The organism is Roseovarius nitratireducens, assembly GCF_002925845.1.
GTDB classification, from domain to species: Bacteria; Pseudomonadota; Alphaproteobacteria; order Rhodobacterales; family Rhodobacteraceae; genus Roseovarius; species Roseovarius nitratireducens.
This window is the reverse complement of sequence record NZ_PDNI01000069.1, coordinates 1-22,392: the sequence shown is the minus strand read 5'-3', so window position 1 is coordinate 22,392 and position 22,392 is coordinate 1. Positions and strand designations below refer to the sequence as shown.

The window sequence follows — 22,392 nt, the reverse complement described above, 5'->3', positions numbered from 1 at the left end:
CAATTACCCGTCCGGTCACGCAACGAACAAGAGTCCGTCATAGAGGGGGTATACATCGCGCTGAACACGGACGCAAGAAAAGATATACAGCAGATCATATACCCCCCTGCCTCCTGCCCGCCCCGCCGGCCAGGGCGGTGTGTAACCCAAAGGTGATCGGTCCGGGCGACGCATTGTGCGAATGTTCACCTTTCACCCCGCCTCCCCCGGATCACGGCACCGCACCGTGTTGACAGCTGTCAACTATCCGCCGGTCGGGGCTGAGAAGCGCCATGACCATCGGCCCGGGTGAGAAGGCCCCATCCGCCGCCTTTCGTGTCAGGCTGCGCAGGTATCCGCCCGGACTGCGGATATGCTGGATCCGCTGCAGGATACAGACCAGGGCAATCGCCGCCGTGGGGCGCCCCATCGTTTGGATGGCCTCTTGCCAGGCGTCCGGTGACACGCCCATCATGCCACGCACGAAATCGGCGGCATGGCAGAGATCGGACCAGCGCCTTATGCCGTCCTCGGCATAATCGAGAATGTCGGGGCACGCCTTGACCACCAGCATCAGTGGCAGCCTTGGCTCAATTGACTGGGGTGGTGCCGCTCCGCCCGCCGCCCGTGCATTTTCCATGCAGGGTTCAAGACAAGAAGAGTCTGGTTTTGAATTCTGATAGTGGCGCTCGGAATCGCTGTCATTGCCGCTCATATTTTCTGATTCAGAGGACGTATTCGACGCGATCAAATCCCGGAGTTGCGCCAGGAACGCCCTGAGTTCGTCGCGAAGGGCGTGGGCCGTCTCGATATCCGCCTTGTGGCGGGACCGGCGGTGCAGGTCGAGCAGGGTGGCGCCCAACCCGCCCCAATCCGGGCCTTTCAGCGTTTCGGTGCCGTAGTCCAGCAGCTTGATCGCATCCCGCTTGAGCAGGGTGATCTCTTCGCGCAGGCGGCGCTTGCGTTCCTCGGTCTCGCGCAGGGCCTGGGCGGCGCGGGCGATTTCCTCGGCCCGCACCAAGAGCGGGCGCAGGTCGAAGCCGAAGGCGCGGGCGATCGACCCGTCAGCGCCCCGCGCGGCGTAGCGTTTGCCGTTGGGGCTGTCATGGCGGCGAATCACGCCGGCCCGCACCAGCGCGGCCAGATGGCGCCGCAGGGTGCTCTCGGCCATGCCATGGGCGCGCTGCGACAGGGCGGCGTTGGACGGGAACACGATCAGCGCGCCGGCATCCTCGAGATCCTTGCCGGGATGAAAGGAGAGCAGGGCCGAGAGGACGGTGAGATCACGATCGCTCAGGCCAAAGGCCGTGCGGGCGGCGCAAAGCTCGCGAAACAGGCCCCATTTGTCGCTTTGGGGCAGGGGGGCGGGCGCCGTGGCGACCGTTTCCTGTTTCAGCAGCTCATAGCTCATCCGCCGCGGCCCGAAGGGGGTCGTCGTCAGAATTTCCATGTTCAGTTTTCACAAGACAAAACTTTTTCGCCCGCCGGAAACCGACGCTTGTTGACAGCTGTCAACAGATGGCCCATGTTCTGAAGTGTGTAGATTCAGACGACCGTTTCGGTCATGGGCCTCTCGGGATACGTTCTCGGGGGGCTTTCTTTTTGCGTTCTGTCTGTCTGTGCCTCCTTGTGGTTAAAGGTTTCGTTAACCGGCCGCGCGCGGGGCGCGGACGGGCCTAGCCATCATCGCCGTCCTTCCAGCGATGGTGGAGCTCCGGCAGCGCCGCGATCAGCCAGTCGGCAAATCCCGGCGCGCCCTTGTCCGACAGTTTGAGCAGCGTGGCGCCCGATTTGCGCCGCACCTGCCCGATGGGCTCGCCCGCCGCGCCCCTGAGTGGAGTGTCGGGCGGGGTGTCAGGCGGGGTGTCGCGCCGCTGGCGCCCGGGCTTGCCGCGGTGACGCCCGATCGCCGCGTAAAGCGCCTCGAACCGCGCGTCGGAACCGGTCCCGTCCCGCGCGAGATTGACCGTGGCGATGGCCTCGTCGAGCGAGAACACATCCGCCTCGATCCATTCGGCCAGGGTCAGCCAGCGCTCGCGCCCCACCGACGGTGCCGCGCCGATCACCTCGATCAGGTCGGGCGAGAGGCGATCAACCACGGAAAACATGCGTGAAATCAATGTCTTATCGATATGAAGCGCGGCGCAGATCGTGGCCCGGTCATAGCCGAGATCGCGCATCTGTCGGGCGAAATTCGCCTTCTCGATGAAGCTCAGATCGCGGCGGGCGGCGTTCTCCTGGCCCTGGGCGAGGATCAGTTCGCGGTCGTCGAGTTCGCGCACCAGCGCCTTGACCGGCTGGCCGAGATCGCGCAGCGCCAGAACCCGGCGGCGGCCATAGACCACCTGGTAGCGGTCCTTGCGATCGGGATGGGGCCGCAGGAGCACCGGCACCTGCTGGCCGTGATCGCGGATCGAGACCATCAGCGCCCGGTGGTCGGCCTCGTCGAAATCCAGCCGGTCGCGCAGGCCGCCGGCCTCGACCTGGTCGGGGTCGATCTCGAGCACGGAGCGCGATTTCAGCCCGGCGATGGACTGGCTGACCGCCCCGATCGCCCCGCCGGAATAGCGCGGCCGCCCGGTATCGACACGAGCCCCCTCATTACGGGCCCCCTCGTTACGGGCCTCCCCATCCGCCCCGTCATCGGACCGCGGCACCTCCATGAGACCCTTGAGGAGATCCTTGCGCGCCATCCTCTACTCGCGCCCCCACGCCGCCTGTATGAGCCCCTCGATCTCGCCATTGACCGCGTTGAGGCTTTCCATCGCGCGCTCATAGGTGGTGCGGGTGAACTGGCTCTTGTCGATCTCGTAAAGCGTCTGCTTGGTGATCCCCGCATCCGAGATGGCGGTGGATTTCAGCACCGTGTGATTGAGCACATGTTCGCCGAACATCGAGCGCATGAAGCTGACCATCTGGTTCTGCGGCCCGTCGCCGGGCTCGTAGCGGGTGATGACGTAGCGCATCCAGTCATAGGACATGCTGCCGCCCGCCTCCGAGACCACGCCCAGGAGATTGGAGGTCATCAGCAGGAACTGGCACATGCTCATCACGTCGAGCATCTGTGGATGCACCGTGACCAGCACCGCGGTCGCCGCCGAGAGCGCCGACATGGTCAGAAAGCCGAGTTGCGGCGGACAGTCGATCACCACCACGTCGTAATCGCCCTCGACCTCGGCCAGCGCGTCGCCGACGCGGGTAAAGAACAGCGTACCGTCCCGCTCGGCCAGCGCGCGCGGGGTTTCGTGCTCGAATTCCATGACGTCGAGATTGCCCGGCACGATGTCGAGATTGGTGAAATAGCTGCGCCGGATCACCTGGCTGAGCGGCACCGGGTTTTCGTAGCGGATCGCGTCGTAGAGCGTGCCGCCGTCGAGCAGGTCGAATTCCGGCTGGAACCCGTGCAGCGCCGAAAAGCTGGCCTGCGGGTCGAGATCGATGCCCAGCACCCGGTAGCCGTCGAGCGCCATCTTCTGCGCCAGGTGCGCGGCGGTGGTGGTCTTGCCCGAGCCGCCCTTGAAATTGATCACCGTGATGACCTGCAGGTGATCGCCCTCGCGCCGCCCCGGCAGGTAGGTGCCCGGGCTCTTGGCCCCCGCCTCGAGCAGCTCGCGCAGGTTCTGGATGTCGGCGGTCGTGTAATAGCGCCGCCCGCCGGTGCGAATCTCGGGGGAGGGGCCCTTGCCATCGAGATGCAGCTTGCGCAGGTAGGCATCCTTGACGCCCAGCAGCCGCGCCGCCTCGCCGCTGGTGAACTTTCGCATCTCCTTGCGGGAATCGGGCGGGAAGAGCTGTGCCCGATGGGCCTGCAGCCGCTCCGAGAGCCTGAGCGCGTGCTCGCCGACAAGAAGGTCGATCCGCGTGCTGTTCATCATCCCTCACCCTGAGGCGCAGTCGTTAGTTACGGTTTGCCGCGCCACAACACCCTATAAGCGTAATGTTATGCCGGGACCGGCAAGGGCTGGCAAGTGATTCTGCAGGATATTGTGGGTCACATGCGGCGATACACTATAGAGGCCATCCAGTTTTTTGCCCGCGGGCCGGAACGGACGCGGAACATCATGCGTGCCACCGCGCTCGGCGCCGGAACCGGAGCCGAATCCGCACCGCGCGCCGAATCGTTTTGCCCACAAGATCGCCGCATCCGTCACCGGGACGCAAAGGCGCCGCGCGGTTCAGTCATCCGACAAGGATCGTCACTCTGCCAGATCGTCCAGCATGACCCCGAGGGCGTGCGCCAGGGCGCGCAGTGTCGTGACAGACCCCTGCTTGCGACCGGTTTCGATCTCGGCAATCGTGACGCGGCTCACAGCGGCCTCTTTGGCAAGCGCCGCCTGGGTCAGGCCGCGCAGATCGCGGTAGACCCGCAGGGCGCTTTCGCCATTGAGCAGACGATTCACGTACTCTGCCGGGATCAGCTCATCCTCACCCGCGGCCAGGTCTGCCTTGGCACGATCATAGGCTTTGAGATCTGCTAGGTCTTCGGCAGTGGCCCGAAGCCGGTCGTACTCCTCACGGGGGATGGTCACCATTTCGCTCATGTCATGTCCTCTCAATCGTAGATACCGCCACGGGGTCCGATATCCAGGATCGCCAGAATGTTGCCCTGGTCATCCATAATGACCCGCCAATCGCCCACTCGCAGCCTGATACCCTCTCGACCCTTCAGGGATTTCAGGTTGTTGGACTGCGAAGCCGGATTCCGCGCATAAGCTTCGATCCTGGCCTGGATACGCCTGGCCGTGTTCGCGGGCATCCGGCGCAAGGCACGGATCGCGGCCTTCGTATAGCTGATCCGCTTCATGATGTCTCTTTAAGCTACATACGCAGTCCGGTCAACAGAAATGTCGCCCACAGCTACATGCACGCCCTTTGGCAGTGACCTGTTGACCTGCCACGCGAGATTTGCCTCGGGAAAGCAAGTGAGGTATAGTGATCTACTAAACGTTTGTGAGGCCGCAAGCCTCATTGACCCGAACCCCTCAAGATTGCTGCCCACGAGGATACCGAAATGTTGGCCGAACTTCACAAGACCTCACCCGAAGAGACCAAGGAACAAAGGGTCACGCTTGGCCTGTGGCTCCGTTCGCTCCGCGAAGAGCAGGGGCTGTCACAGCGCGAGCTGGCTGATATCCTGTCGCTCGACTACTACACGTTCATCTCCCAGCTGGAGAACGGCCGGGGCAAGATCCCCACGCATCGATATGTCGAATGGGCCAATGCGCTGGGTCAGAACCCGCAGGATTTCGTCCGCATGCTGCTCAAGCATTACGAGCCGATGACATACAGGGTTCTGTTCGAAGACGAAGCGTCGTAACCAGGAGGCCGACAGATCAGGCAAGCCGAATTCGCCCCGGTTTGAATCGAGACAGCAAGAGCACCATCACCCATGGCCAACATCCTGAAATTTCCTGAAAACCATGCGGGAACGAAACGCCAGGCGTTTCTTCAGGACGGTGATGATACCCTGCATTTCGACGACGATCAAAGCGCCGCAGGCGACCACAGGTTCCCGCTGCCCACGAAAAAATCCTACCTCGAGTTTGGAAAACTTCGTGCCAAGGACTGGTCCAACCAGGAGCTTGCCAACCTCTTCCGGGTCAAGCGGCTTCTGGACGCGGCGGGCGTCCCGAACGAGATCGACCGGGGGATCACCGACGAGGGCGATCCCTGGTTTCTTTTCTGTGACGGCAACGGCGACGTCTTCATCCACCTTTGCCGCCTCGACGGTGTCTATGTCCTCGACAGCCCCAACATAAGCGCCCCTCTGCGGGGCCGGGATTTCAATGCGCTGATCGAGGAATTTACCGCCCGGAAGGTGACCGGCGAGGCCGCCACATCGGACTCTCAGCGCGTCGTCCGGCTGGAACGTAACGGAAAGGTGTTCCTGCATCCCTCCACGATGCTGGCGGCGCTTGTCTGGACCCTGTTCATGGCGGCCGAAGACCTCGTCGTCATCATGCCGGAAGAGGGTGCCGGGGCCTCCGGGCCCGACCTCTCGGACGACCTGGTGCCCGTCTCGGGGACCGGCGGCCAGGACACCGATTTCGATCCGCTGCAATTGGCCCTGCAAGACCGGGGCATGCAGGACGACGACGCGACGCCGGGCAGTTTCATGTCTCAGAATGCGAACGACATGGACGCGTTCAACGAGGAAAAAATCGGGCAGAACACGTATGCGATCGGGTTGAGCGCCATTGCCATATCGCTCGGGTTCATGTCGGAAACGCAAGTCCCGGACGTCGATGCGATAACGCTGGAGAGCATCCTTGCCATGATCTCCGGGCAAGACACTGCGGCTGAGGCGGGTATTGGTATTCTGGATGATCTCGGGCTTGTCCAGAACGGCGCCCAGGAATTCCTCGCGGCCCTGACACAGTTTTTCGACCAGGTCTCGCTTGCCGCCAGGGACGAGAAAGAACCGGGTGCCCCGGATCTGGACGCGCATCAGGGTACTGACCTGATGAACCAGGTCCAGGCGTTTATCGACGGCATCGAAAACCAGGTCAGCGCATTCCTGCACGAGCAGGAACAGCCCCGGGACGCGCAGCCCTCGGCAGAGGTTTCCCAAACCGCGCTGGACACCGAGACCATGCAGGACACGCTCGCGGAGCAAACCGACGCCTCGGCCCAGGAAACGGTCCAAGTGGTTCAGATGCTCTCCAAGTTTGGCCTGGTGGATGTCTCCGGAAACCTCGAGACCAACGCGCGTGAGTACACGTTCGACAACAACACGGTGGTGGCGACCTTCGATGTGAACGCCCGGGAGCTGGAAAAGACTGCGGACCTGATCACCGGTTCACTGGAAACAGGAGAGCCGGAGCAGGATGTCATCAACGTGGACCTCGGAGCCCCATCCGGTCAGCAGAACCAGTTCCAGGCGTATGACGATGCGGCATATGAATTCATCACTTTCCTCATGTCGAAGGACAACGATCTGGAAATGATCGCAACCGGCAATGAGCTGATCCTGCTTGACCCCGAGGTCTTCAACGTCGCTACGGAAGATACCTTCACGGCATCCTGGACGCTGGAAAACGGCGACGTCATCTCCACGATCGGCCTGCGCAGCGATTACGAGGCGTATGATCTCGTAGGCTAGCGAACGCCTGATCAAACCGTTTGACCGGGGGGCTCATCGGCTACCCGGCAGGCGGTGTGAGGGCTCAAACAGAGCGTGTCGTGTTTAATCAGGTCTGTAGCCTGCGGCCCTCGCCTGATGCTTGCGGTGCAGGGGACACGCGCCCTGATCGACGGCAAGCGTCGTGCCTGAACTCGAATGAGTCAGAGCGGGAAGCCTGCTTCCTTCTGGTGCCGGATTGCGAGGATCGTCACTGTCTCGTCGGCGATGTGATACCGGACGACATAACCGCTGTCGCCAAAGTCGATGAGCCATTCCCGAAACTGTTCGGGAAGGTCATCGGCCATCCGGCCGAGGCGGGGCTGTGTACCGAGGATATTCACCCCCTGCCGGATCGCCTCACCGGCCCGCCGCGCAGCATCCGCGTTCTTCGGGCGCAGGAAACCCCGCAGCCGTTGCAAGTCCCGGATCGCCGCCGGGGCGAATATCACTTGCGGCATTTGGGGGCAGGCAGTTCGTTTTCAGTCCCCCAGCTCTCCAGCCATTGATCGACCTCTTCAGCGGTCGCGTGCAGCCCGGTTTCCCGGAATTCTTCCCATGCCTTGAGGGTTTCCTGCCGCAGCGCCTCGCGCTTTTCTTCGCGCTCGACATACTGCGCAATGGCCTCGCGCATGATCCAGTGCGATGTACGTTGCCGAGCCTCGGCGATATGCCGGACCCGCCCCTTCATGTCGTCATCCAGCTTGATGGACGTTGCCGATGCCATGCGACCCTCCGAGCAAAAGGTAATACCTTGCACTACTATATGGCGTTTGCATCCGACTTGTCCATTGACCCGCAGCAGCGCGGCCAGAGCCTACGTCGTCAGGCAGGCCCAGATCGCGAGGGTAGGGGAACCGAGCGGGCCCTATCGATGGCGCAGATGTCCCTCCCGACGGCGTCGCAATGTGCCAAGACTGGATCGCTCGAATTCCGGCCTATTTCTTACGGCTGGGGCAGCCTTCATAGACCCGCTTGACGTCACGGGCGACATCCCCCCAGGTGCGCAGGCTGGCGGCGGACGCCGCGATGCGCGCCCGAAGGTCTTTGACGAACTGGCGGTCGTTTTGCAGGCGCGCGATGATCTCGGCAAGCTCTCCGGGCTTGTTGGGGTCGAAATAGAGACCAAGCTCACCGCAGACCTCGTAGAGCACGGGCGCCGTTGAACAGATCGCCGGCGTTCCGTTCCACAAGGCTTCTCCCGCCGGCAATCCCCATCCCTCGATACGGCTTGGCAGGACCAGCGCCATGGCATTCCGGTAGAGCTGGTTGAGCTTGGTCTGGTTCGGGCTGGGCACCATATCGATGAAGGCGCGGATACGGTCGTAGCGATCCTTTTTCAGATAGTCCCGGACATGCTTGCGGGGCGCGCCCGCGAGGACAAGCCGCGGCAGGCGCGCGCCGGAGTCTTCCAGCAGGCACATCGCTTCGAAGACAGCTTCCAGGTTCTTGCGGCCGATCGTGGCCCCCACTGTCAGAAGATACGGCGTGTCCGGAATGTCGTCGGCCGCAGGTTCCGTACCATCACGGGATTCATGGCACAGGGGCACGGTGACGACCTCCGGCAACGGCGGCAGGATACCATCGCGGGAGAAGCGTTCGATTTCGGCTTTCGTGCACCGGGAGATCGCGATGATCCTGGATGCGCGATTGATCACACGGCAATTGTCGCCGACGAAGCTCAAGGGGAAGGGTTTGGGGTTGCTCGGAGAAAACCCGTGCAGGGGAAACATGTCGTGCAACAGCGGAATGAACTCGCAGGACACGCCGGCCCTGTCGAGCGCATCGAGGGCCGCGACCATGTGTTTCGGGCGCCCCGTCGACACAAGCGTCTTGCCGGTCATGTCCAGTTCCTTGAGGGACAGCTGCGCCCGTCGCCACCGCGAGCGGTTGATTCCGCGGATGAGCATCTGCGCCATGGGCAGCAGGGCGTCGCGAACCCGATTCCTGGAATAGAACGTCTTGCGCAGGTGATGTATCTGCCTGACGCCTTTCGGGATGTTGAGCTCGACCCGGCCGCTTTCGGCGTCGATGCTCGGATGGACCTCGTAGAAGGTGTCATGCGCGTGCGAGAAGATCGCGAAGCGCAGGTCCGGATCGACCAGGTGAAGCTCGCGGCCGATTTCCTCGACGACTCGAACGATGCCGTAATAAGGGTATTTCCCCGTGGAGGCCACGAACACTTCCGTCAGGTCATAGACGACATTGGCCATGGGGAATTTTCTGATCCTTCGTGTCCTCCGCTATCTGATACGGGATAGGAAGAAGGAGTTACAACCAATCAGGCGAAAAACACTTGTTCAACTGGCAAAATCAGGCGACCTTGGCGTCCGACAGCAGGTCTCTTGGGGAATGTCGGTTGAAGGCTTTGGGCGCTTCAGAAATCCACAGCAGGCAGGAGTTGACCGATTTCGTCTCCGCCGTTCAAACGCATACGGATCGCCCTATTCTCGACATGACAATATTGGGCGGCTCTCCTGTCAAAGCCGTACGCGTCCATTTTTCAGACGAAACAATCATCGCGGTCCGCAGAAATTCGGACTTCGGCGGATCCAAGGAATATGAACTGCTTACTGCTCTTGCCGACAGCGACGGGCTGGTGCCGAAAATTTTCGCGCGACACGGCGACATAGTACTACAGTCCGATGCCGGAGATACCCGCCTGAGCAAGGCGATCCTCACGGCAGGACCGAAGCGACGGGAAGCGCTAACCCATCGAACCTTCGAGAGCTTGTGGAATCTAAAGGTCGCTGTCAATCGGTGCGAATTCGCAAAGACGGTTCGGCCGGTCGGAACTCGACCCGCGTGGTTAAAGATGTTCGTACAAAGGCCGGATGTCGTTTCAAAGCAGCTGGGGCTGCGACCGCCGAAGCTGGCCGTGGAGCCGCTTATCGCGTCCTTAAGCGCGAAACCTCGCACATTTGTCCATTGGGATGCCCGCCTCGGCAACGCGATGCTCAACGAAGATGACCAAATCGTCTGGTTTGACTGGGAGCGTTACGGTAATCGAGCCGGAGTGGAAGATTTTGCTTACATATTTGCCGACGAGTTCTTCCCGCTGCCTGCTGCGAAAGCGTTGCAAATATTCGACAAAACTTGCCCGCCGGAGGCACAACGCTTTCGCGGACTTCTTATACGGTTCACCGCGCTACGGGCTGTACGGCGCCTGTCCGTAATACGGAATCAGTGGAATAAGCGGGGCCCCGAAGAGATGGGGATGCTCATTGAACATGACAGGCACGGCTACTCTCCCGAAAGCATGAGCAATCTATGTCGCAACGCGGCTCAGTATGCCTCGATGGATCCATTGACCGAGCCCTTGGTGGATTGGTTTGGCGAAGTTTGCGATCCCAATAATTGGATTCGAAAATGATCGGTAAAACATTCTGACGCATCGAGCATAAAACAGGCTGCCAAGTACCTGCGAGAGCTGACCTGAATTGCCGAGATTGAAATTAATTGTTCCATTCCGGATGATCATGGCCCATTATGACTATGCTTGCATTTTTCGCTAGCATTGCCTATCATTTCTCCAATGAACAGCAAGCACCGCAAGACCCTTGCCGTCGTCTTCACCGATCCGGTGTCAGGCACCATCGAATGGGCGGCAGTCGAAAGCCTGCTGCTGGCCGCAGGGGTGCGGATCACGGGTGCGGTTCGAAAAGGATGGCGAGGTCGCGACGTTCCACCGCCCGCACCCCGCGAAGGAAGCGAAACGATACCAGGTGCGCGATGCCCGCGACTTCCTGGAACGGATCGGAGTGAGACCATGACCAACACCATGACCTACAAGGGCTATGCCGCCCGGATCGAATATGACGACGAAGACGGGATTTTCACGGGCCGGATTGCCGGTATCCGCGACGGGGTGGGCTTTCATGCCGATACCGTGGAAGGGCTGCGCGATGCCTTCCATAAGGCTGTCGAAGATTACATCGAGACTTGCGCCCAGATCGGCAAGGAGCCGCAGAAGACCTATTCAGGGCAGGTCATGTTCCGGATCAGCCCTGACGTCCACCGCAAGGCCGCGATGGCTGCCGAGCTGTCTGGCAAGAGCCTGAACCAGTGGGCCGAGGAAGTGCTCGACCGAGCCGCAGGGTAACCCGCCTTCGCGTCCTCCGCCAACTGATACGGGATAGCAAGGAAGGGCCACAACCAATCAGGTATGGCGCCTCGTGCGGTTGGCTTAAATTCTCCTGCCCAGGTGACGGTCGAGGCTCGCCACCGGGTCGCTTGCCGGCTTGCGCGGGGTTACCCGCTCCTGCACTCTTTCCGATTTCGGGGCGGGCCGCCGGGTCAGGTAATCACTCAGCGCCGTCATGAAGCAGGTGACATCCTCGTCGGACCATTCATGGGGGTCGAACCTGGACAGCGAGAGGTGCGGAACCAGCTTGAGGCCGCGCAACGCCTGATCCTGTGTCACCGCGGCCGTCATCGACCAGTCCGGGAACCAGCGATCCTCCAGCTTGCGCACGGTCAGGAGCTTGATGTCGGCATGACGGGGATCGCGCGATATGCGCCCGAACACGCGACGGATCTCTTCCTCGCCGCCTTCGAGCCATTGCAGGAAGGTGGTGTTGTCGTAGATCAATGCACCCGTGAGCGCATCGCGGTCATTGTTCCGCTGCGAGACCCGCAGTATCTCGTCGACTTGGTCGAACGAGAACCCCGTCGGCCTGGAGCAATACGCGATGCCCACCAAATCCTGCATTTTTCGCCTTCCTGCCAGGTGATTTGAAAATCGGGAGATGTCCCGACCTGTTCCTCGAACGCGAGTTTCACTCATTCTCTTCATATACGAGATCGGATCACGGGTCGCATGACAATCCCGCCCGGTCAAGCGGGACAAGCCTCGTCTCGGTCGACATGCCCCGTCAGCGTCACCCGGTGCGCCGTTACTTGCACAGTCGCTCTGCCTTATCCGCGGACAACCGGTATGCGAGGCTGCCCGTGGCGGAGCTTGCCGAGACGACCCCGATGACATCGCGTGATCCCGTCAGCGTCACCGGCGCGCCGGATGTTCCCGGGGGCAGGGGGCAATCGAGCCGCATCAGGGTCTCCCCTGACATGGATTGAATCGAACAGGCGGTTTTCTGCAGCGCATGCGCCCTCGGCGCGCCGTATCCCTGCACCTCCACCCGTGTGCCCGGCGTCAGGGGCGCGTCGGTCAGGCGAAATCCGTCAGGATCGCCTTCGATGTCGCACAGGGCGGCGATGTCGCGCCCCTTCATGATCCGGTAGGACGTGGCCGGTGTCCGGATATGTTGCTCCAACCGGCCGGTCTCGTATCCCAGAAGGATGTGAACGGTATCGGTCCGTACTTTCGGCAGGCAATGCGCGGCCGTGACCACCTGTCCATCCCGCGTGGCGAACCCCGTGCAATACCCTCTCGTCTTGAAACCGGCATGATTCAGCCGGGCGATCCGGGGGTCGGGGGGGATGCGGGTCTCGCCCCACGCCCCGGGCCCGCCAACAAGGATCAGGGCCATGCAGACAAGGACCAAGCGGCGCACCGCTGGTGGCACGAGACGGGCTGTAATCAGGAAACGGATCGCTTTATTCCCTGGGCAATCTGTCATATGGCTCCCCCTTGTCAAAGGACACGCGAGCTTGAACGGGATCTGTGCGGGTTTGGCGGCGTAGCGGGCCTTCCGGTCCTTGATACAGGAACAAGATGGCATGGTTTTCAGCAGATTCCGCAGGGCCAGACCTCTCTTTTCTGCACAGGACCGAAAGAACCTGCGCTGGTTCTGGGACAACTACCTGAAGAGCAAGTCCCCGTGGCTCCTGGTGGTTCTGGTCGCGATCCTGATCCAGGGCGTGGCCTACCAGCAATTCCTGGCCCTGACGGAAAGCGGCCTGCGGGTGATTTTCGAAAGTGGCAACGCTTGGGAGCTTGCCCGCGTTTGCGTCATCGTGTTCTTCCTGTTCGCCGTGCGCGGACTGATGTCCTATCTCAGCCCGCGGCTGTCGGTCTGGCTGGCCAGCAACGCCGTGCTGGAGATGCGTGACGACATGATCAACCACCTCATGCTGCTGGATCTGTCCTATTTCGAACGGACAAAATCCGGGGAGATCATCCTGAGGATGGTTAACCAGGCCCAGGACCTGAGCCTGTTCGTCGGACAGGCCACGGTCAATGCCGTGCGTGACGCCGTCACCGTCATCATCATCTCGGGGTACCTCATCTATCTCTCGCCGCAACTTTTCCTGGCGGCGGTGATCATCATTCCGGTTATCATCCTGATCATGCTCATGGTGTCCGAGCGCATCAAGACGATCCAGGAGAATGCCGAGAGCGCCATGGGTAATTACATGACCGGCATCGAGGAGATGGCGGGCGGCATGCGCACCGTGAAAATCTCCAGCCAGGAGCCAAGCGAGAGCACGCGGCTGCGCACGGCCGCGCGGGAAATCCGCAACCTCTCGATCCGGCTGCAAGCGGCGCAGGCCATGGTCCTGCCCTCCATCGACCTGTCTTCCGCCTTCGCCTATGTCCTGGTGATCGGCGGTGGCGGCTACATGGCGTTGAGCCCGGCCTATGATCTCGATGGTGCCGGGGTGATCACCTTCCTGCTCGGCCTGGTGCTCCTGTTCGATCCCGCCCGGATGGTGGCGCAGTTCTTCACCAAGCTGCAGGCGCATCTCATCCTGCTCGAAGGGGTGCATTCGCTTTTCCGGGAAACTCCGACGATCACCGATGCTCCGGATGTCATCGATGAGTTCGACACCTCGGGTGACATCGTCCTGCGCGATGTCGCGTTCGGTTATTCCAAGAACGCGCCTCTCTTCGACGGGCTCAGCATGACCTTCAAGGGCGGCAAGACTACGGCCATCGTGGGATCGACGGGCTCGGGAAAAACCACGATCCTCAGCCTCATTGCCAGGCTCTACAATGTCGGCAGCGGCCAGATCACCATCGGCGACACGCCGATCGAGAAGATCAGGATACGGACGCTGCGCCAGTCGTTTTCCGTTGTCGCCCAGGACATCGTCATCTTCAACAATTCCATCTGGGAGAATATTCGCTATGTTTGCCCCGACGCCTCGGACGAGGCGATCTGGGAGGCGGCAGAGCGGGCTGCCATCGCGGATCTGATCCGTGCGCGCGGAGATGCGCCGGTCGGCCCCAAGGGGGCGCAGCTCTCCGGCGGGCAGAAACAGCGTATCGCGATCGCCCGGGCCTTCCTGCGGTCGGCCCCGATCCTAATGCTGGACGAGGCGACCTCGGCGCTCGACCAGCGCACCGAGCAGCGTATCCGCGACACATTGGCAACGCTCGGGGAGGGCAAGACAACACTCATCGTCACCCACCGCCTGAGTTCGGTCACCGATGCCGACTGGATCTATGTGATGGAGAGCGGCCAGATCGTCGAAGAGGGCACCCACGCGGATCTGATCGCGTCTGACGGGCTCTATGCATCGATGTATGGCGCGCAGAAGCAGGGGTATGGTTAAGAGGGTCAGGTCAAGACCAGCCCGCCAAGCCTGTTCAATTATAGCGTGGTTTGATTGACCTCAAAAGTCCAAGACTCCAGCTGTGGCACTTCTCGACGGCCGAGCGCGTTACCCTGCATCACCTCTTGTGAGCAACAACGACCTGTGACCTGTAATCCAGACTCCATGCGGCCCCGTCTTCCATAACCTCCAGAATGGTCAGACCGTTATCTTGGATGGTCTGCAGAAACAGATGCTGTGGAAGCACATGCATTTCCATCTTGTCGGACGAATCCGACAGATCTTCTTGCACGCTATAGTGGTATCCGGATCGATATGTCTGCGCTTGAATATACAGATATCCCCCCAGTTTAACGCGCGCGCAGAGCGCGTTCAGTATCTCGAGCATAACAGGCGGGGGGTTGTGCTGCAGAACAATGAGGCTGATGACCAAATCGAATTTCTGCAGATCTCTTATATCTGCTACGGAACTTGCCTTGAAAAACTCAACGTTACGACACCCGATGTTTTCGACATTGGCTTTGGCCTCCTGCAAATGTGCCGCAGAGATGTCGACTCCCAGGACGTGGCCGGTTTTCCGGGCCAGCGGGATCGACAGGCGCCCGACACCGCACCCGAAATCCATCGCGGTCTCGATGTCCGACAGGGCTACACCTGCTCTCGCGAGAGATGCCTCCATACGCGCAATATCGACTTCCCCCATAGCAAAAAAATCATCGATGTGACCATTGATGCTGTGCTTCCGGAACCTGTCGTCTGTAATGACTGACCAGTGGGCATCTTCCTGACCTAGACGCGCCCATGTCGTCTCGACGCGTTTCAGCAAGCGCTGAAACGTGTCCTGGTCGACATGGGTATCAATCCTCAGAGGTGGAGCAGTCACATGCCGCATGATGATCGCATATGCGTCCTCAAGATTCTGAGAGCCGCTGGAGCAAGGTTCTTCTGTAGTGGCGGAATTTCCGAAAAACCTATCAAAAACCTTGATCATGAGATTGCTCCAATGTCCTCAGGCCGTGCGCTTTTTCGCTGTATTTTGGCCAAGACAAAAATACTGCCCGCGTTCTTCCCGCTGACTTATATCCGGTAGGGGAATGCTTTCCTACCCTGAGATCAGCAGGCGCGCACAGCCTCCAGCATGTCATGGGCGACATCATCCCAGCTGCGCAGGTGCGCGGCGGCGATCCGCGCTTCCAGAGCGGCCCGGTGGTCGGGGTCGTCGATAAGCCGCAGGCACGCCGCCTCGATGCTGTCGAGACTGTGCGGGTCGCAGTATTCCACCATGTCGCCGCCGACCTCGGGCATCGAGGATGTTTCCGACACCACCGCCGTCTTGCCGTATGCGAGGCTCTCGCCGATCGGCAAGCCCCAGCCTTCGTAGAAGCTCGCGGTGATCGTGAACAAGCAGTTGCGGTAGAGAAAGGCCAGCACGTCGTCGCTTGGCCCGGGGACGATCTCGGCCCACCCGCCGAGCTGGCCGGTCGCCTGCATGAGCCTGTCGAAATCGTCGTTCAGCCAGCCGCGGCGACCGGCGAAAACGAGCTTCGGCAGGGCGCGACCGGATTGCCTGCGCAGCCTGTCCCAGACGGTCGCGACCTGCCACAGGTTCTTGCGTACCTCCAGGGTTCCGACCACCAGGACATAGGGTGTCTTGGTCAGGGCCCGGATGTGATCGGGCATTCCCGCGCCCTCGCGGAAGGCGGCATAGGGGCTTTCGGTTTCGGGGGACTGGCCGGTAGTACCGGGGGCATCGTGCAGGGGGGCCTGCGCGAGCGGGACCACCCGGACGGGCAGGTCTGCACCCTGGCTTTGCAGAAAGCCGCGCAAATCGCGACCCGTGCTTTCCGAATTGGCGAGAAAACACGTGACATACCCGGTGGAGCGCACCAGCCAGTCGTGGAAACGGTGGCAGATATCGCCTTCGGTGTATTGCGGCGTCACGAGCGGGATCAGGTCGTGAAGCAGGACGCAGACATCCAGGCCGAGCTGCGTTCGGGCATGCTTCAGCCATGGTTCCAGACCCTTCGGATGCCACGCGTTGTCCAAAAGAACAAACTGGTCCCCGGGGCGTGCAACATGTTCGAGGCCTTCATGGGGATAACTGGTGCTTTGACTCGCGGAGAGCTTTGCACGGGCAGCCTTCCAGTCCTCCAGAGACAGATTCCGGTGCCGGAAATACCGCCTGTCCCCGAGAGCCGCGCGCAGGTCCCTGCTCCATACGTGGAAGCGCCGCTTGACGGAGCCCTTGGCGTATTTCTCCATCCCCGGAAGGGACAGCAAGCTCGGGGTGATGTGTAGCAGGTCGCACAATCCCGCGTAATCGGTCAGATCACACGCGGTATCGTCCGGGCAGGGGCAAACCCTGTAGCTGTCGGACGCACGGTCATGATAGCCGAGCCAGACATGATCCGCGCCGATCTTCCGGCGCGCGCGGTCGATCGTCATCACGCTGACCCGCTGGATGCCCGACAGGCTCGGATGGCGGGCGATATATTGCCTGAGGGCTGTTACATCAAAGATATAACGGGTCATGTAAACTGTCCTGTCACAAAAGCTGTTCAGAAAAACCGTGCCAGCCGCCGCCGGACCAGGCCCGTGTCCTCCGCGCCGCGCGACAGGAGCCGCCGGGCGGCATGGGCAAGAACCGCCTCCCGGGTATCGGCCTCGAAGGCGCGCGCCACCTCGGCGATGCCATCGGCATACTGTGCGGGGCCGTGACGTTCAACGAGGCGCGCGTATCCCGCAGCCCCCAGAGACTGGCCGATGGTTCTGTCCTTGTCGAGCCGTTCCAGAAGAGTGCGCAGCGCGGCCACATCGTCATCGACGGGCACGCGGAAGACTGCGTCTTCGGGCAGATCGTGATACCAGCCCTGGTCTGTCACCACCGAAGCCGCGGCCGCGTTCCAGATACGCAGCTGGCTACCGGAGGCCTCGCCCATGGTCGGATGACGGAGGTTGAAGACGAGATGGGCCCGGCCGAGCAGCGCATCGAGCTCCGCTTCGAGAACATAGCCATGTCGGCGCACCTTCCCGGAGATTCCCAGAGCCTCGCACCGCGCGTCGATCAGTTCGGGGTTCCAAAGCTTGCCCGCGATATCGAGGACGAAATCGAAATCCGGCCCCATGTCGGCCAGGGCCTCCAGCACCTGCTCCAGGCGCCGGTTGGGGCCGATATGGCCGAACTGGACAAGGCGAAGCGGCCCTTGCATGGATCGGTCGCTGTAAGCCGGTCCCGTTACCCGAAAGGGCAGGTCGAGCCGATAGGCCGGAAGGAATCCGCGGGCGGCGACCGCCTGCGACGCCGCGGGCGTATGCGTCAGCACCGCAGCCGCGTTCTCCATCGTCAATTCGAAGCCCGGGAATCGTTGGCCCAGTTCCACGGCGCTCTGCGTGCCTCCGAGCACCTGTTGCGCCGCGTTCCAGCCGTCCTCGCCATACCAGTGCTGCATGGAGGTCAGGTAGCTGTCGCGCACCAAGAGGCCGTGGTGGACGGCATCACAGAACATTTCCTGCAATGCGAGGTCATGCAGGACGATGACGGAGGGCATGCGCCGGGCGAGGGCAAGCAGGCCCGCGTGGAAGCACCATGCATTCCCGATATTGATGAAGACCGTGCCGGGACGGTCCCCGTGCGATCCGGTCGGCCGCATCTGCCCCGGCACGATCCGGTGCGGATCCAGGTGCCGAACCGGGCAGAAGGTTTCCAGCCCGGCATCCCAGGTCTCCGCGTCGGTCCAGAGTGTCAGGTCGGCCCGCTCGGCGAGTTCGGGCAGGATGCGTAGCGTGTAGTGGGCGATGTCCGTCTCCGCGGGAGGCAGGGGAGAAACCCAGTGGATACGGGGGCGATCGCCGGGCATCGGTCAGGCGCTCCGGCGGACCAGCCGGACGAAGGCGTCCTCGGAGCAGGGCAGGGTGATGCCCTTGGCCCGCCCCGTGCCCGAAAACCGCCCCACGCCCTTCTGGAACAATTCGAGACGGAGCGTGCCGAGTGTCGGCGGGGCGGCGGTCTCCGTGCCGGCGTCCAGACGTAATCCGATTGTCAGGCTCGCTCCGGGACCAAGCGTGTCGGTCAGGGGCAGGAAGGCATTGGTGTGTCGCAAGACGCCGTTCGGGTCGACCCACTCGGCCAGCAGGCAGGTTGCATAACCCTCGGCTTGTGGCCACCAGCTGGGGCTGTGATTGGTCACCTGTACACGCACCAGACCGGTTTGCGGGTCGTGCCCGGCGACGTGAAGCGCGCCCGACATTCGTTCCGGATCCCCGTGATAGAAGCCTGCGGGAACTCCCGTGGGAATGCCGATTTTACGCCCCACGTAAAAGATCGTCTCGCCGCGCAATGCAAGGGAGTCATCGCGCGCGCACAGCAATTCCGCCGTTCCCGGATCAATCGCGTCGTCATAGACGTCCACGGTCTTCAGAATGTCGGTTTCAAAGCCGGCGGATTTTGCCAGGGTTTCGACTTCAAGAGGGGCGTATTCGCGATTGTGCCGCCCGTATACGCCACCTGTCGGCACGAACAGGCCAAAGGAATAGGCAGATTGGCCGTTCAGGGTTTTCCAGACACCGCGATGGCTCACGATATTCGGGGTCGATAGCAGAATATGGCCACCAGGCTTGAGAACGCGGCAAGCTTCGGAAAGAAAAAAATAGGGGTCTAAGGCAAGATGCTCGAAAATTTCCATGCCTAGCACGAGGTCGAAACTTTCCGACTCATGAGGCAGTCGATCCTGCTCGATATTGGCCGGACTCAGGAGAATGTCGAAGTCGGGCAGGCTGTCATTGCGGCTCCTGACCTTCTGGTAATAGGGTTCGGGTCCCTCCCAGACACCATGCATCTGAACGCCGGGCAGGGCGGTAGCCATCATGGCCTCGAAGGCCAGTGGAGGGAAGACACCGACATCGAGGACCGTTTCGGGGTCGAGGGCGACAACCATGTCCAGGGTGGTCAGAAAGCGCGTCCAATGGGTATCGAGATATGCCGCGAGCCCGGTGTCGGGAGGGGTTGTGTTAGGATCATCCCCACGTGAATCCCCTGCGGGAGGCAACGTCTCGAAATCATAGGCCGAGAGCACATCGGACATGGACTGGAAAGGCAGTTCTACATGCGGGGTCTGCGCCGGCGCGATCGCAGCGCGAAGACGGGAAACGGCATCGGCGCGGGTCGCTTCTGCCTGATCCGTGCCCTCTTTGCCACCGGCCGGTCCGGGCATCATCGCCGGGCGCAGCGCATCCCGCGGGCGGGACCGGCCGGTCAGCGTCTCGACCACGTGATCCCAGCTGATATCGAGCTTGCGGTATCTCTCGTGTCCGGCGGCTCCCATGCGCTCGGCCAGCCGCCTATCCTGCATCACGGTCTCGAAACCCTCCGCGAGCGCGGCGGGAGAGGGGGCGCAGACCAGACCGTGCTTGCCATTGGTCACGAACTCGAGCGGCCCGCCGGCATCCCCGGTCGTGATGACGGGTTTCCCCGACAGCATGGCCTCAAGCGTAATGTAGCCGTAATCCTCGTCCTGCGGCACGAACACCACCGCGCGCGCATTGGCATAGGTCATGCGCATGGTGTCATCATCGATCCCGCCCAGCCATTCGACGCGACCCGCCACGCCAAGATCGTCGGCCAGGGCACGCAACCTGTCCAGGTAAGCCGGGTTCCCGGCCACGCCGGCGATGACCAGCCGCAGGGGCGGGGTCGTGCGGGCCAGGGCCTGCAACAGGAGCTCGGGGCGTTTCGACGGATTCAGGCGTCCCGGGGCGAACAGGTAATCCCCGAAAGGCCCCTGTGACAGCAGGCCGGCATTCGGCGGCGGGTGATAGAGCGGCGTCGCCTTCTGCCCGAGATGGGTCTGCAATCTTTGCGCGACGGTCGCGGAATTGGCGTAGACGGGGTGCGCCGTCTCGGCGAACGCCTTGCGGTCCTCGGCGCGCACGAGATGGCGGACGGCCTCCCCCTCCGGGTCCTCGAGCAGCTCCGAGACGCCCGTATCCCATTGGTCATAGGCCTGCCTGAACTGGTGGATGATCCAGAAGACCTTGTTGGGATGCCGGGCAAGATAGGCCGGGAACCGCAGGCCGATCATGAGATCCGTCGGCACGCCCTCGGTCTCGGAGAGGTCCGTGAGCCGCGCGGCGAGGATGCTGTCGACGAGCGTTTCACCAGGATACCATTTGAAGGGCAGGGTGATTTCGGCCACCTCGTGGCCGTGCTCCCGCAAGGCCACGCACAGGTTGGCGCTGTGGCGCTCGGCACCGCCCGTCACGAAGGGCACCTGGGTCTGGAGGAGGCCGACCCGCATTCAGGAATTCCTTCGCGGTTTCTGCCCGATCATGGCCAGGTCCTGCGGTCCGAAAAGAAGGTGCGCCAGCTCCGGGTCGAATCCCGGCCGGTTGATGAACTCGTCCAGCCGTTCGTGCGGATGCAGGAACCGGATCTCCACCGGGTGATAGCCCGCGGTCTCAAGGAGCACGCCGAGCACGGGGTCCGTCAACGGGCGCAAATGCGTGGGATCGTTGTGAAACGAGGTCGCGCCCACCAGCACGTTCCGCGGATTCGGGGTCTCGAAAATGAGCAGCCCGCCCGGCGCCAGGACGCGCAGCGCTTCCCGCGCGATCCAGGCCACGTCCCTGAACGGAATGTGCTCGATGAGGTGATGCGCGCTGATCACGGAAAGGCTGTCGTCATCGGCCTTCGCAAGGGCCGCCCTTGCGTCCATCTCCTCGACCGCAAGACCGGCTTCCCGCGCCTCGGCGATCTGCGCTGCGTTCAGATCGATGCCCGAGGCCGGGATGTCCAGCCGACGCATGAGCTCCAGCCATTCCCCGCGCCCACACCCGAGATCGAGCGCCGGTTTCCCGCCGGTCCGGATCGCCGCGGCCTCGACATCGGGCTGATACACCGCGAGCCGGTTGAGGATGTCCTCCTGGCTGCCGCGAAACCGGTTCTCGAGACGGTTGTAGAAGGTATCGAGGAAAAGCGCGAACCCTTCGGATGTCTCGCCGGGATCGCCGTCGGATGCCTTGGGCTGGTCCTCGGCAGCAAGCGGAGCACGGTCCAGGAGAAGCCTGTCCAGGCGGCGCGACAACTCGTTGTCGTGCAGGGATTGCTCGGCCAGCCGACCTTCCATCCACGCGGTCTGCTCTCTGATGGCGGCCCTCAGCTCTTGTGAAAAGGATGCGATCCTGTCTGCATTCTGTCGTGATAAGGATTCTATACGGTCCGCGTTCTGCTGCGACAAGGTTTCTATACGGTCCGCATTTTGTTGCGCCGCATGATTAGCCTGCTTGGCAATGCGTTCGATGCGGCCGAGCTTGAAGAAGGCAGAAATGTATCGTTCGAAGCGCTTGAGAACAGACACGGATTCCCCTTTCGGGCGTCGGGCTCGCTTCGAGACACCCTCCGGGGCGCCGGTCTCCAGGCGCTCTGAGCCGGAAGGCCGCACGATCTGAACCCGGGAGGACTTGGAAGAAGGTGGCAAGCCGGCAAGCCTTCGAAATGGTCAAATGCACGCTTCATTACACGTAAGCTACGCCACTGTGCAACCTGAACCGATGTAGGCGTTCGGTCCCGGCATCTGATGGATCAGGTTTTCGGTTTCAAGACAGGGGGCAGCCCGCTGATATCTGACCTCGAATGAGCACCCCTTGGTTCGTCAAAGTCCGACGAAGGGGTCGTCAATGACACCGACAAGGTTGAGCAGAAATTCCCCGTTATCCGGGTCCAGAGCGGCGCTGTAGGCATTATCGACGACAGTCTTGCCGGCCGTCAGATCAGCACCTGCCTGGTCGCCAAAGGCGTCCATGACGGCACGTGCATTGTCGACATCGCTCATCCCCTTGAT

At 61.9% G+C, this 22,392-nt stretch carries 22 protein-coding genes; 6 read left to right on the top strand and 16 right to left on the bottom strand.

Features of this window, described 5'->3' with window-relative positions:
* Positions 1–211 precede the first annotated feature (211 nt).
* The 5 genes from repC to CRJ03_RS14975 form a co-directional block, all read right to left on the bottom strand.
* Positions 212–1,429 (bottom strand): plasmid replication protein RepC, encoded by a 1,218-nt coding sequence (gene repC / locus CRJ03_RS14995; protein WP_104019690.1) that lies wholly within the window; start codon positions 1,427–1,429, stop codon positions 212–214.
* Between the two features lie 226 nt (positions 1,430–1,655).
* Complete coding sequence (repB, locus tag CRJ03_RS14990; RefSeq protein WP_104019689.1) at positions 1,656–2,672, bottom strand: plasmid partitioning protein RepB; 1,017 nt, start codon at positions 2,670–2,672, stop codon at positions 1,656–1,658.
* 3 nt (positions 2,673–2,675) lie between these two features.
* Positions 2,676–3,854: a plasmid partitioning protein RepA gene (repA, locus tag CRJ03_RS14985; RefSeq protein WP_104019688.1), complete on the bottom strand. Its 1,179-nt coding sequence runs from the start codon at positions 3,852–3,854 to the stop codon at positions 2,676–2,678.
* 321 nt (positions 3,855–4,175) lie between these two features.
* Positions 4,176–4,520: a helix-turn-helix transcriptional regulator gene (locus CRJ03_RS14980; RefSeq protein ID WP_104019687.1), complete on the bottom strand. Its 345-nt coding sequence runs from the start codon at positions 4,518–4,520 to the stop codon at positions 4,176–4,178.
* Positions 4,521–4,531: 11 nt separating this feature from the next.
* The gene (locus CRJ03_RS14975; RefSeq protein ID WP_104019686.1) at positions 4,532–4,783 is read right to left on the bottom strand and encodes a type II toxin-antitoxin system RelE family toxin; all 252 of its coding nucleotides are present in this window, start codon (positions 4,781–4,783) and stop codon (positions 4,532–4,534) included.
* Between the two features lie 207 nt (positions 4,784–4,990).
* Here CRJ03_RS14975 and CRJ03_RS14970 point away from each other — a divergent pair, with 207 nt between their 5' ends.
* On the top strand, positions 4,991–5,296 hold the full coding sequence (locus CRJ03_RS14970; RefSeq protein ID WP_104019685.1) for a helix-turn-helix domain-containing protein: 306 nt from the start codon (positions 4,991–4,993) through the stop codon (positions 5,294–5,296).
* A 72-nt stretch (positions 5,297–5,368) separates the two neighbouring features.
* Complete coding sequence (locus tag CRJ03_RS14965; RefSeq protein ID WP_104019684.1) at positions 5,369–7,081, top strand: hypothetical protein; 1,713 nt, start codon at positions 5,369–5,371, stop codon at positions 7,079–7,081.
* A 182-nt stretch (positions 7,082–7,263) separates the two neighbouring features.
* Here the strand turns inward: CRJ03_RS14965 and CRJ03_RS14960 are convergent, their stop codons facing one another.
* The 3 genes from CRJ03_RS14960 to CRJ03_RS14950 form a co-directional block, all read right to left on the bottom strand.
* A complete protein-coding gene (locus CRJ03_RS14960; RefSeq protein ID WP_104019683.1) occupies positions 7,264–7,560 on the bottom strand; it encodes a type II toxin-antitoxin system RelE/ParE family toxin in 297 nt (98 codons plus the stop codon).
* On the bottom strand, positions 7,548–7,826 hold the full coding sequence (locus CRJ03_RS14955; protein WP_104019682.1) for a CopG family ribbon-helix-helix protein: 279 nt from the start codon (positions 7,824–7,826) through the stop codon (positions 7,548–7,550). The genes CRJ03_RS14960 and CRJ03_RS14955 overlap by 13 nt, the downstream gene beginning before the upstream one ends.
* 211 nt (positions 7,827–8,037) lie before the next feature.
* Complete coding sequence (locus tag CRJ03_RS14950; RefSeq protein ID WP_104019681.1) at positions 8,038–9,312, bottom strand: glycosyltransferase family 4 protein; 1,275 nt, start codon at positions 9,310–9,312, stop codon at positions 8,038–8,040.
* An 83-nt stretch (positions 9,313–9,395) separates the two neighbouring features.
* Here CRJ03_RS14950 and CRJ03_RS14945 point away from each other — a divergent pair, with 83 nt between their 5' ends.
* From CRJ03_RS14945 to CRJ03_RS14935, 3 genes are all read left to right on the top strand, one after another.
* Entirely contained in the window at positions 9,396–10,472 is a 1,077-nt protein-coding gene (locus CRJ03_RS14945) for a phosphotransferase (protein ID WP_104019680.1), read from the top strand.
* 277 nt (positions 10,473–10,749) lie between these two features.
* Complete coding sequence (locus CRJ03_RS20355) at positions 10,750–10,872, top strand: hypothetical protein (RefSeq protein ID WP_240611690.1); 123 nt, start codon at positions 10,750–10,752, stop codon at positions 10,870–10,872.
* On the top strand, positions 10,869–11,201 hold the full coding sequence (locus tag CRJ03_RS14935; RefSeq protein WP_104019679.1) for a type II toxin-antitoxin system HicB family antitoxin: 333 nt from the start codon (positions 10,869–10,871) through the stop codon (positions 11,199–11,201). Before CRJ03_RS20355 ends, CRJ03_RS14935 begins: the two co-directional genes overlap by 4 nt.
* A gap of 84 nt (positions 11,202–11,285) precedes the next feature.
* Here CRJ03_RS14935 and CRJ03_RS14930 read toward each other — a convergent pair whose 3' ends face one another.
* Together CRJ03_RS14930 and CRJ03_RS19735 are read right to left on the bottom strand one after the other, a co-directional pair.
* The gene (locus CRJ03_RS14930; RefSeq protein ID WP_165375334.1) at positions 11,286–11,810 is read right to left on the bottom strand and encodes a BLUF domain-containing protein; all 525 of its coding nucleotides are present in this window, start codon (positions 11,808–11,810) and stop codon (positions 11,286–11,288) included.
* Positions 11,811–11,994: 184 nt separating this feature from the next.
* On the bottom strand, positions 11,995–12,588 hold the full coding sequence (locus CRJ03_RS19735) for a trypsin-like serine peptidase (protein ID WP_165375333.1): 594 nt from the start codon (positions 12,586–12,588) through the stop codon (positions 11,995–11,997).
* A 190-nt stretch (positions 12,589–12,778) separates the two neighbouring features.
* Here CRJ03_RS19735 and CRJ03_RS14925 point away from each other — a divergent pair, with 190 nt between their 5' ends.
* Positions 12,779–14,557 (top strand): ABC transporter ATP-binding protein, encoded by a 1,779-nt coding sequence (locus CRJ03_RS14925; protein WP_104019677.1) that lies wholly within the window; start codon positions 12,779–12,781, stop codon positions 14,555–14,557.
* A gap of 118 nt (positions 14,558–14,675) precedes the next feature.
* Here the strand turns inward: CRJ03_RS14925 and CRJ03_RS14920 are convergent, their stop codons facing one another.
* The 6 genes from CRJ03_RS14920 to CRJ03_RS14895 form a co-directional block, all read right to left on the bottom strand.
* Positions 14,676–15,548, bottom strand: coding sequence for a class I SAM-dependent methyltransferase (locus tag CRJ03_RS14920; protein WP_104019676.1), 873 nt, complete (start codon positions 15,546–15,548; stop codon positions 14,676–14,678).
* A 122-nt stretch (positions 15,549–15,670) separates the two neighbouring features.
* On the bottom strand, positions 15,671–17,089 hold the full coding sequence (locus tag CRJ03_RS14915; RefSeq protein ID WP_104019675.1) for a glycosyltransferase: 1,419 nt from the start codon (positions 17,087–17,089) through the stop codon (positions 15,671–15,673).
* Between the two features lie 26 nt (positions 17,090–17,115).
* Complete coding sequence (locus tag CRJ03_RS14910) at positions 17,116–18,414, bottom strand: glycosyltransferase family protein (protein WP_104019674.1); 1,299 nt, start codon at positions 18,412–18,414, stop codon at positions 17,116–17,118.
* Between the two features lie 3 nt (positions 18,415–18,417).
* A complete protein-coding gene (locus CRJ03_RS14905) occupies positions 18,418–20,850 on the bottom strand; it encodes a glycosyltransferase (protein ID WP_104019673.1) in 2,433 nt (810 codons plus the stop codon).
* The gene (locus CRJ03_RS14900) at positions 20,851–21,909 is read right to left on the bottom strand and encodes a class I SAM-dependent methyltransferase (protein WP_104019672.1); all 1,059 of its coding nucleotides are present in this window, start codon (positions 21,907–21,909) and stop codon (positions 20,851–20,853) included.
* 294 nt (positions 21,910–22,203) lie between these two features.
* Positions 22,204–22,392 (bottom strand): hypothetical protein (locus CRJ03_RS14895; RefSeq protein WP_206018383.1); only part of this gene is annotated, 189 nt, incomplete at its 5' end.